8 protein-coding genes and 1 tRNA gene are annotated in these 10,106 nt (G+C 61.3%); all 9 read left to right on the top strand.

Annotated features, from left to right (window positions below):
• Positions 1–105: 105 nt before the first annotated feature.
• Entirely contained in the window at positions 106–2,097 is a 1,992-nt protein-coding gene (locus Q0J74_RS08270) for a DNA gyrase/topoisomerase IV subunit B (RefSeq protein ID WP_297213174.1), read from the top strand.
• Positions 2,098–2,165: 68 nt separating this feature from the next.
• Positions 2,166–4,412, top strand: a complete 2,247-nt coding sequence (locus Q0J74_RS08265; protein ID WP_297213171.1) for a DNA gyrase/topoisomerase IV subunit A — start codon at positions 2,166–2,168, stop codon at positions 4,410–4,412.
• 18 nt (positions 4,413–4,430) lie between these two features.
• Positions 4,431–5,300, top strand: a complete 870-nt coding sequence (locus tag Q0J74_RS08260) for a YitT family protein (RefSeq protein WP_297213168.1) — start codon at positions 4,431–4,433, stop codon at positions 5,298–5,300.
• Positions 5,301–5,326: 26 nt separating this feature from the next.
• A complete protein-coding gene (locus tag Q0J74_RS08255) occupies positions 5,327–5,917 on the top strand; it encodes a lactate utilization protein (RefSeq protein ID WP_297213165.1) in 591 nt (196 codons plus the stop codon).
• A 21-nt stretch (positions 5,918–5,938) separates the two neighbouring features.
• Positions 5,939–7,003: a hypothetical protein gene (locus Q0J74_RS08250; protein ID WP_297213162.1), complete on the top strand. Its 1,065-nt coding sequence runs from the start codon at positions 5,939–5,941 to the stop codon at positions 7,001–7,003.
• A 63-nt stretch (positions 7,004–7,066) separates the two neighbouring features.
• A tRNA-Gly gene (locus Q0J74_RS08245) sits at positions 7,067–7,142 on the top strand.
• Positions 7,143–7,414: 272 nt separating this feature from the next.
• Positions 7,415–7,627 carry a FeoA family protein gene (locus Q0J74_RS08240; protein WP_297213160.1) on the top strand — a complete coding sequence of 71 codons (213 nt, stop codon included), beginning with the start codon at positions 7,415–7,417 and terminating at the stop codon, positions 7,625–7,627.
• A gap of 13 nt (positions 7,628–7,640) precedes the next feature.
• Positions 7,641–7,862 carry a FeoA family protein gene (locus Q0J74_RS08235; RefSeq protein WP_297213157.1) on the top strand — a complete coding sequence of 74 codons (222 nt, stop codon included), beginning with the start codon at positions 7,641–7,643 and terminating at the stop codon, positions 7,860–7,862.
• 73 nt (positions 7,863–7,935) lie between these two features.
• The coding region (gene feoB / locus Q0J74_RS08230; protein WP_297213154.1) for a ferrous iron transport protein B at positions 7,936–10,106 on the top strand (2,171 nt) is incomplete at its 3' end.

Raw genomic sequence — 10,106 nt, 5'->3', positions numbered from 1 at the left:
GTGCAGAAGCACCGCGCCCCTGTTGTTTTCTTGACACGTCCGGGAAACATACGATATTATAATAAAATACAGCACATGCTTTTGGAAAGGTGAGAAGAAGGTCCCATGGCTAAGAGCAATTCCGTCAAAGGTTACGGCAACGATTCCATCTCCTCCCTGAAGGGGGCGGACCGGGTGCGCAAGCGCCCGGCGGTGATTTTTGGCTCCGATGGGCTGGAGGGCTGCCAGCACGCGGTGTTTGAAATTCTGTCCAACGCCATCGACGAGGCCCGGGAGGGTCACGGCGCCCTCATCACCGTCACCCGGTATGAGGACAAGTCCATCGAGGTGGAGGACTTCGGGCGGGGCTGCCCGGTGGACTGGAATGAGAAGGAGCAGAAATACAACTGGGAGCTGGTGTTCTGTGAGCTGTACGCCGGCGGCAAGTACAACAACAACACAGGGGACAACTATGAGTATTCCCTGGGTCTCAACGGTCTGGGCTCCTGTGCCACCCAGTACGCCAGCGCCTGGTTTGACGCGGTGATCCACCGGGACGGCTGCGAGTACACCCTCCATTTTGAGAAGGGGGAAAATGTGGGCGGGCTGAAAAAGACGCCCTACAGCGGCAAAAAGACCGGCTCCCGGTTCCGCTGGCTCCCCGACCTGGATGTGTTTACCGACATTGACATTCCGGTGGAATTCTATCTGGACGTGCTCAAGCGGCAGGCGGTGGTCAATGCCGGGGTCACCTTCCGGTTCCGCAATCAGGCGGAAGGGAAGTTTGAGACTACCGAATTCCGCTATGAGAACGGCATCGAGGACTACGTGAAGGAGCTGGCGGGGGAGAACCCCCTCACCCTGCCGGTGTTTTGGCAGACCGAGCGGAGGGGCCGGGACCGGGCGGACAAGGACGAATACAAGGTAAAGCTGTCGGTCTCTTTCTGCTTTTCCAACACGGTGCAGGTCATTGAGCACTACCACAACTCCTCCTGGCTGGAGCACGGCGGCTCCCCGGAGAAGGCGGTAAAGTCCGCCTTTGTAGGCGGTATCGACGCTTTTTTGAAAAGTCAGGGCAAGTATCAGAAGAATGAGAGCAAGATTACCTGGGCCGATGTGGAGGACTGTCTGGTGCTGGTGAGCAGCAACTTCTCCACCCAGACCTCCTACGAAAATCAAACCAAGAAGGCCATCACAAACAAATTTGTTCAGGAGGCCATGACCGAGTTCCTCCGTGCTCAGCTGGAGGTCTATTTTATTGAGAATCCTCAGGACGCGTCCAAAATCGGAGAGCAGGTGCTCATCAACAAGCGCAGCCGGGAGAATGCCGAGCGCACCCGGCTGAACATCAAAAAGAAGCTCACCGGCACCATGGACATCTCCAACCGAGTGCAGAAGTTTGTGGACTGCCGCACCAAGGACACCACCCGCCGGGAGCTGTACATTGTGGAGGGCGATTCCGCCCTGGGCAGCGTGAAGCTGAGCCGGGACGCGGAGTTTCAGGGCATCATGCCGGTGCGGGGCAAGATCCTCAACTGTCTGAAGGCCGACTACGCCAAGATCTTCAAAAGCGAGATCATCACCGACCTTTTGAAGGTGCTGGGCTGCGGGGTGGAGGTTCACGACAAGCACGCCAAGGACATGGCCACCTTTGATCTGATGAATCTGCGCTGGAATAAAATTGTCATCTGCACCGATGCCGACTACGACGGCTTTCAGATCCGCACCCTGATCCTCACCATGCTCTACCGCCTCACCCCCACCCTGATTCAGCGGGGATACGTATATATCGCCGAGTCCCCCCTGTACGAGATCAATTATAAGGAAAAGACCTGGTTTGCCTATTCCGACGCCGAGAAAAACGACATTGTGAACGGGGAGCTTTCGGGCAAAAAGTGCTCGGTCCAGCGGTCCAAGGGCCTGGGCGAGAACGAGCCGGACATGATGTGGCTCACCACCATGAATCCCGCCACCCGGCGGCTCATCAAGGTCATGCCAGAGGACGCGGCCAACACCGCCGCCGTCTTCGACCTGCTGCTGGGAGACAATCTCCAGGGCCGGAAGGACCACATCGCGGAAAACGGCTACAAATACCTGGAACTGGCGGATATCTCGTGAGGGGCAGACTGCCGCCCCGGCGGTCAGGCCGCGCACCGCGCGCAATCCTTTGAAAAGGACGGAACCAAATGGCTAAGAAGAAGGCCCCGGAGGACGGGGCGAAAAAGCTCAGCAACCCCAACGTGATGGGCCTGCGGCCCGAGGTACTGGAGCAGCCCATCACCGAGACCCTGGAAGTCAACTACATGCCCTACGCCATGAGCGTCATCGTCTCCCGGGCCATACCGGAAATTGACGGCTTCAAACCCTCCCACCGCAAGCTGCTGTACACCATGTACCAGATGCACCTGCTGGGGGGCAGCCGCACCAAGAGCGCCAACGTGGTGGGCCAGACCATGAAGCTGAATCCCCACGGGGACGCCGCCATCTACGACACCATGGTGCGTCTGTCCCGGGGCTACGGCGCCCTGCTCCACCCCCTGGTGGATTCCAAGGGCAACTTCGGCAAGGTCTACTCCCGGGACATGGCCTGGGCGGCCAGCCGGTACACCGAGGTACGGCTGGACCCCATCTGCACCGAGCTGTTCCGGGACATCGACCAGGACACGGTGGACTTTGTGGACAACTATGACGGCTCCATGCAGGAGCCCACCCTGCTGCCCACCACCTTCCCCAACGTGCTGGTGAGCGCCAACCAGGGCATCGCCGTGGGCATGGCCTCCAACCTGTGCGGCTTCAACCTGGGGGAGGTGTGCGACGTTACGGCGGCCTATTTGAAAAATCCCCAGGTTAACCTGATGGAATACCTGAAAGCCCCCGACTTCTCCACCGGCGGAGAGCTGCTGTACGACGAGGGGGCGCTGCGGCAGATCTATGACACCGGCCGGGGTTCCTTCCAGGTGCGGGCCAGGTGGCGGTATTTCAAGGGAGAAAACCTCATTGAGGTGTATGAGATCCCCTACACCACCACGGTGGAGGCCATCATGGACAAGGTGGCAGAGCTGATCAAGGGGGGCAAGATCCGGGAAATCACCGACATGCGGGATGAAACCGACTTGAACGGCCTGAAAATCACCATCGACCTGAAGCGGGGAACCGACCCGGACAAGCTGATGGCCAAGCTCTTCAAATCCACCACCCTTCAGGACGCCTGCTCCTGCAACTTTAATATCCTCATTGCCGGCATGCCCCGGGTGATGGGGGTGCGGGAAATTCTGGAGGAGTGGAGCGCCTGGCGGATGGACGGGGTGCGCCGGCGCACCTACCATGTGATGAAGAAGAAGCAGGAGAAGCTCCACCTGCTGAAAGGCCTGAAGAAAATCCTGCTGGACATCGACCGGGCCATCCAAATCATCCGGGAGACCGACGAGGACGCCGAGGTGGTCCCCAATCTGATGATCGGCTTCGGCATCGACCAGCTCCAGGCGGAATACGTGGCGGACATCAAGCTGCGCAACATCAACAAGGAGTACATCCTCAAGCGCATTGAGGAGGTGGCCGGGCTGGAGGAGGAGATCGCCGACCTTCAGGACATTGTCAACAACCCCGGCCGGATCAAAAAGATCATCATTGGGGAACTGGGGGCGGTAAAGAAGAAGTACGCCCTTCCCCGCCGCACCGAAATTGTGTATGACTACCAGCCCGCCGGTCCTCAGGAGGAGGAGGACGAGACGCCGGACTATCCGGTGCATGTGTTCTGCTCCAGGGAGGGATACTTCAAGAAAATCACGCCCCAGTCCCTGCGGATGAGCTCGGAGCAGAAATACAAGGAGGGGGACGGCCCCTTCCTCCAGTGGGAGGGGAGCAACCGGGACGAGCTGCTGGTGTTTACCGACAGACAGCAGTGCTACAAAACCCGCCTCAGCGACTTTGAGGACGCCAAGGCCAGCGTGCTGGGAGACTTTCTGCCCACCAAGCTGGGAATGGAGCCGGGGGAGGGCTTTGTGTGGGCCTGTCTTACCGCCGACTACTCCGGCAGCCTGCTCTTCTTCTTTGAAAACGGCAAGGCCGCCCGGGTGGAGCTGTCCGCTTACCAGACCCAGACCCGGCGGAAAAAGCTGACCGGAGCCTACTCCGACAAATCTCCCCTGGCCGCCGCCCTCCACCTGGCGGAGGACTTGGAGCTGGCGGTGACCTCCACCGAGGGCCGCTGCCTGGTGTTCCACACCGCCGCCCTCACCCCCAAAACCACCCGCGCCACCCAGGGGGTCCATGTGATGACCCTCAAGCCCAAGTGGCGGGTGGCGGACGCCCGGCCCCTGGCTCAGGCCACCATTGTCAACGCCGCCCGGTACCGGGTCCGCTCCCTGCCGGTGGCCGGTATGCTCCTGAAGGAGGAGGACCGGGGCGAGCAGCAGCTCACCCTGCTGGAATAACTCTGAAGGAGAATGGATATGGACCGGTTTCTCAAGCGCTATTTCTTGCCCTACCTGTGGATCACTCTGGCCTCCGCCATCTACGCGCTGGGCTTCTGCTGGTGCTACGATCCCAATCAGATCGGCTTCGGCGGCATCACCGGCGTGGGTCAGATCCTCAACCACCTCTTCCCCGTTCTGCCCATCGGCGGGGTGGTCATTGCCCTGAACATTCCCCTGTTTCTGCTGGGGTGGCGGTTTCTGGGGGGACACCTGCTGGTATCCTCCCTGTATGCCATGTTTCTCTCCTCGGCATTTATCGATCTGATTCACCTGCTGGTGGTGTTTGAACCTATGGACCCTCTGCTGGCCTGCATCTTCGGCGGGGTATTCATGGGCGGCTCTCTGGGGATGGTGTTCCTCCAGGGGGCCACCACCGGCGGCACCGACCTGATCGCCCGGCTGCTCAAGCTGCGGCTGGCCTGGCTTCCCATGGGCAAGCTGCTGCTGGTCATAGACCTGGTGGTGATCGTGGCGGTGGCTCTGGCCTTCCGCAGCCTGTACAGCGCCCTGTACGGCGTGGTGGCCCTGTATATCTCCTCCCTGGTGATGGATGGGGTGCTCTACGGCCTGGACAACGCCAAGGTGGCCTATATTATCAGCGACGCCCACCAGCAGATTACCGACGCCATCATCCATGATATCGACCGGGGGGTAACCGTTCTCCAGGGACAGGGGGCCTATTCAGGCGCGGAAAAAAAGGTGCTGCTGGTGGCTTTCAAGCAGCGGCAGATCGTAGCCCTCAAGCGCGCCGTCAAGGAGATCGATCCCGCCGCCTTTCTCATTGTGTGCGAAGCCCACGAGGTACTGGGAGACGGGTTTCGGGAATATAAGCAAAACGACATCTGACATCATGCTGTAAGGAGGGACGCTGTATGTACGACTTTACCACTGTCAAAGCCAATCTGGAGCGGCGGGGTTTCGCGGTGAGCTGCTTCGCCACGGCGGAGGAGGCCGCGGACTACCTGGACAAAAAGCTGGACGGCCGGACCATCGGCATCGGCGGCTCGGTCACCATTCGGGACATGGGGCTGGACCGCCGGCTGGAGACTCACAACCAGATCATCTGGCACTGGAGGGACGGCTCCCTTTCCGACGCCGCCGCCGCCCAGGTTTATCTCACCTCGGTGAACGGTCTGGCCGAGACCGGGGAGCTTATCAACATCGACGGCACCGGCAACCGGCTGGCCTCCACCCTCTTCGGCCATGAGGAGGTCTACTTCCTTGTGGGAAGCAACAAGCTGGCCCCTGACTACGACGCGGCCCTGTGGCGGGCCAGAAACGTGGCCTCCCCCAAAAACGCCCAGCGGCTGGGAAAGGCCACCCCCTGCGCCGCCAAGGGGGACCGGTGCTACGACTGCAACAGTCCCCAGCGGATCTGCCGGGCGCTCACCGTGCTGTGGGAGGCGCCCAACGGCATCGGCCGCTCCGAGGTGGTGCTCATCGGCCAGGAGCTGGGCTATTAACCGGGAAAGGGGCGCTGCGGCGTGAAACGAGCCTCCCTGAGCCTGGCGCTGTGCCTCGCCCTGCTCCTGTCTGGCTGCTCCTCCCTGCTGGACCGCTCCTATGTGATGGTGGAACCTCATGTGGAGCAGCCGGCGGTGGCGGGCGACTCCTCCACCTTGCAGGTGAGCACCTACTCCGAACTGGTCAACGGCGTACTGTTTCTGGTCTCTCAGGGAATGGAGCAGGGGATGATCCAGCTGACCGACTATTTGGGCGATGTGGAGGAGGATCTGAACCGGGCCTGCCTGGAGGTGGCCAAGGACGACCCGCTGGGGGCCTATGCGGTGGACTTTATCAAAAACAGCTATACCCGGGTGCTCACCACCTATGAGGCGGTGATCTCCATCACCTACCGCCATACCAAGGAACAGGTGCAGAACCTGGTGAACGTCACCAGCACCAGCGCTATCCGCAAGGAGGTGGCGGAGGCACTCTCCGGCTACCGGCCGGAGCTGGTGCTGCGGGTGGGCTACTTCACCGGGGACGAAGGGTCGGTGGCCGATCTGGTGCGGCAGGCCTACTATGACGCCCCTGCCACCGCCATGGGTATGCCCGAGTGTACCGTGACCCTCTACCCCGACAGCGGCACCCAGCGGATTGTGGAGATCCTTCTCACCTACCCGGAGGAGGAGGGGACCATGCGGGAAAAGAGCACCCAGCTCCAGAACCAGCTGGCCTCCCTCATCTCCACCTCCCGGCCCCAGCAGCTCAGCGATGCCGAACGGCTGTCCCAGCTGTTCAGCCTGCTGCCCCGGACGGTCAGCTACGCTCCCGGCGGCGGCTCCACCCCCTGGGATGCCATCTTGGGCGCCGGGGCGAACAGCGAAGGCCTGGCCCTGGCCTTCCAGCTGCTGGCCGGAGAGCTGGGGGTGGGTTCCACCTTGATCGAGGGAACTTTGGGCGGCGTCCCCCATTTCTGGAATCAGCTGTCCGATGACGACGGCGCCCACTATGTGGATCTCTCCCGGGACCGCAGCGGTACCACCTGGTCTGCCGAGGACCTGCTGGCCCTGGGCTATCTCTGGGAGGACGCGCCGGAAATTTGAAGGAGAATTGAAAAAAACGCTTGACAGCAGCACCTGCATTGGATATAATACATTTCGTCGCTTGCAGGTGTAGCTCATCTGGTAGAGCGCCACCTTGCCAAGGTGGAGGTAGCGAGTTCGAGCCTCGTCACCTGCTCCAGAAAACGGCACTCCACACGGAGTGCCGTTTTTGCTTGCCAAAAAAGCCTCGCAGCGTTCGCGGGTATGATAGCGGCTTCCGGCCCCGCCATCCGCCCAAGAAAAGCCTTCCCCGGAAGGCCCGTCGGAAAGGGGCAAAATTTTTTCCAAATGGGGATTGACAAAAGCGGTTAGTTGTTGTAAACTCGTACCCAGTCAGATGGTTAGAGCTTGCTAACCATTGTTTTTTCCCAGGCAGTTAGCCTGACTAACCATCTCAGAAAGGAGAGCAACATGATGCCGCTGACAATGGCCGGCCAGGGAGAGCAGGTGATCATCCGCAAAATCACCGGGAAGGACGAGATCCGGCAGCACCTGGCGGAGCTGGGCTTCGTGGTGGATGAGACAGTCAGGGTGGTCAGCGATCTGGGAGGGAACCTGATTGTTCAGGTCAAGGACAGCAGGATCGCTCTGGATCGGGGCATGGCCAACCGAATTTTGGTGTGAGAGGAGCAGAGGTATGAGGACCTTAAAGGACGCCAGGGTGGGCGACACCGTTACGGTGAAGCGGCTCCATGGCGAGGGTGCGGTCAAGCGCCGGATCATGGACATGGGTATTACCAAGGGAGTGGAGATCCACGTGCGGAAGGTGGCTCCCCTGGGCGACCCCATGGAACTGAGCGTACGGGGCTACGAACTCAGCGTGCGCAAAGCCGATGCGGAAATGATTGAAATCGGATAGCCCCACCGTCGCAGGCGGTATTTTTTTGGCGCAGCAGTTAGTTGCAGCTAATGTGAGAGAAGGGAGTCAAACCATGGAGCTGAAAATCGCGCTGGCGGGCAATCCGAACTGCGGCAAGACCACGCTGTTCAATGCCCTGACCGGCTCCAGCCAATACGTGGGCAACTGGCCCGGGGTCACGGTGGAGAAGAAGGAGGGCAGGCTGAAAGGCCACAAGGAGGTGGTGATTCAGGACCTGCCCGGCATCTATTCCCTGTCCCCCTACACCCTGGAAGAAGTGGTGGCCCGGAACTTTCTGGTGAAGGAGCGGCCGGATGCCATCCTGAACATAGTGGACGGCACCAACATGGAGCGCAACCTCTACCTCACCACCCAGCTGATTGAGCTGGGTATTCCGGTGGTGGTGGCGGTGAACATGATCGACCTGGTGCGGAAAAACGGGGACGAGATTGACCTGAACCGGCTGGGAGAGGCCCTGGGCTGCCAAGTGGTGACCATGAGCGCCCTGAAGGGCGAAGGGGGAATGGAGGCCGCTCAGCAGGCGGTGGCTCTGGCCAGGAACCACAAGGCCGGAGAGCTGCCCCACGTGTTCACTGGCAGTGTGGAGCACGCCATCGCCCACATTGAGGAGTCCATTTCCGACTTGGTGGAGGAGCGCTATCTCCGCTGGTACGCCATCAAGGTCTTTGAGCGGGACGAGAGGGTGCTGGAGCAGCTGGCCCTCACCGGCGAGCTGAGGGAGCATCTGGAGGCCCACATCGCCGACTGTGAGGCCGAGCTGGACGACGACGCCGAGAGTATCATCACCAACCAGCGCTACTCCTACATCAGTTCGGTGGTAAACAGGGCGGTAAAGAAGAAGCGCGCCGCCCACGCCATGAGCACCTCCGACCGGATCGACCGGGTGGTGACCAACCGCATCCTGGCCCTGCCCATTTTCGTGGCGGTGATGATCCTGGTGTACACCATCGCCATGGGCGGCTCCTCCGCCGCCATCGGCACCAAAGGCACCGACTGGGCCAATGACGGGCTGTTTGGGGACGGCTGGTTTGTCCCCTTCACCGCCGACGCGGAAGCCTGGGAGGAGGCCTCCGGTGCTTTTGAAGAGGCCGAGGCCATGATTGCCGGCTATGAGGCCGGCGACAGCGAGGTGTACTTCTACGACGACGAGACCGGCGAGACCACCGTGGTCCCCGTCACCGAGGCGGCCTATCAGCAGGCCCTCACCGTTTCCGAGCCAGACCCCAACGATTACGGCACCTGGGTACCCGGCATCCCCGTGCTGGTGGAAAACGGCCTCACCGCCGTGGGCTGTCACGAGGTCCTCCAGGGCCTGATCCTGGACGGCATCGTGGGCGGCGTGGGCGCCGTGCTGGGCTTCGTACCCCAGCTGCTGGTGCTCTTCCTGCTGCTGGCCATTCTGGAGGACGTGGGTTATATGGCCCGAATCGCCTTCATCATGGACCGGATTTTCCGCCGTTTCGGCCTGTCCGGCAAGAGCTTTATCCCCATGCTGGTAGCCACCGGCTGCGGCGTGCCGGGCATCATGGCCTCCCGCACCATTGAGCAGGACCGGGACCGGAAGATGACCGTCATGACCACCGGCTTCATCCCCTGCGGCGCCAAGTTGCCCATCATCTCCATGTTCGCCGCCGCCCTGTTCGGCAAGTCCGCCTGGGTGGCCGTCTCCGCCTACTTCATCGGCGTGGCGGCGGTGGTGCTCTCCGGCATTATTCTGAAGAAGACCCGCATCTTTGCCGGCGATCCCGCCCCCTTCGTCATGGAACTGCCCGCCTACCACGCCCCCTCCGCCATCAACGTGCTGCGGGCCACCTGGGAGCGGGGCTGGTCCTTCATCAAGCGGGCCGGTACCGTCATCCTTCTGTCCTCCGTCATCCTGTGGTTCCTCCAGGGCTTCGGCTTTACTGAGGCCGGCTTCGGCATGGTGGCGGATAACAACGACTCCCTGCTGGCCGCCGTGGGCCACGCGGTATCCTTCCTCTTCCTCCCTCTGGGCTTCGGCACCTGGCAGGCCACGGTAGCCGTGGTCACCGGCCTTATCGCCAAGGAGGAGGTGGTCTCCACCCTCAGGATCCTCTTCCCCGGAAACACTTCTATGGAGATTGCCGCCCACTTCACCCCCATCGCCGCCTACTCCTTTATGATTTTCAACCTGCTGTGCGCCCCCTGCTTTGCCGCCATGGGCGCCATCAAGCGGGAGATGAACAGCCCCAAGTGGACCCT

The sequence above is a fragment of the uncultured Flavonifractor sp. genome, from assembly GCF_944387675.1.
Lineage (GTDB): Bacteria > Bacillota > Clostridia > Oscillospirales > Oscillospiraceae > Flavonifractor.
The sequence above is the reverse complement of the archived record's forward strand: the minus strand, read 5'-3'. Positions and strand labels throughout refer to the sequence as shown.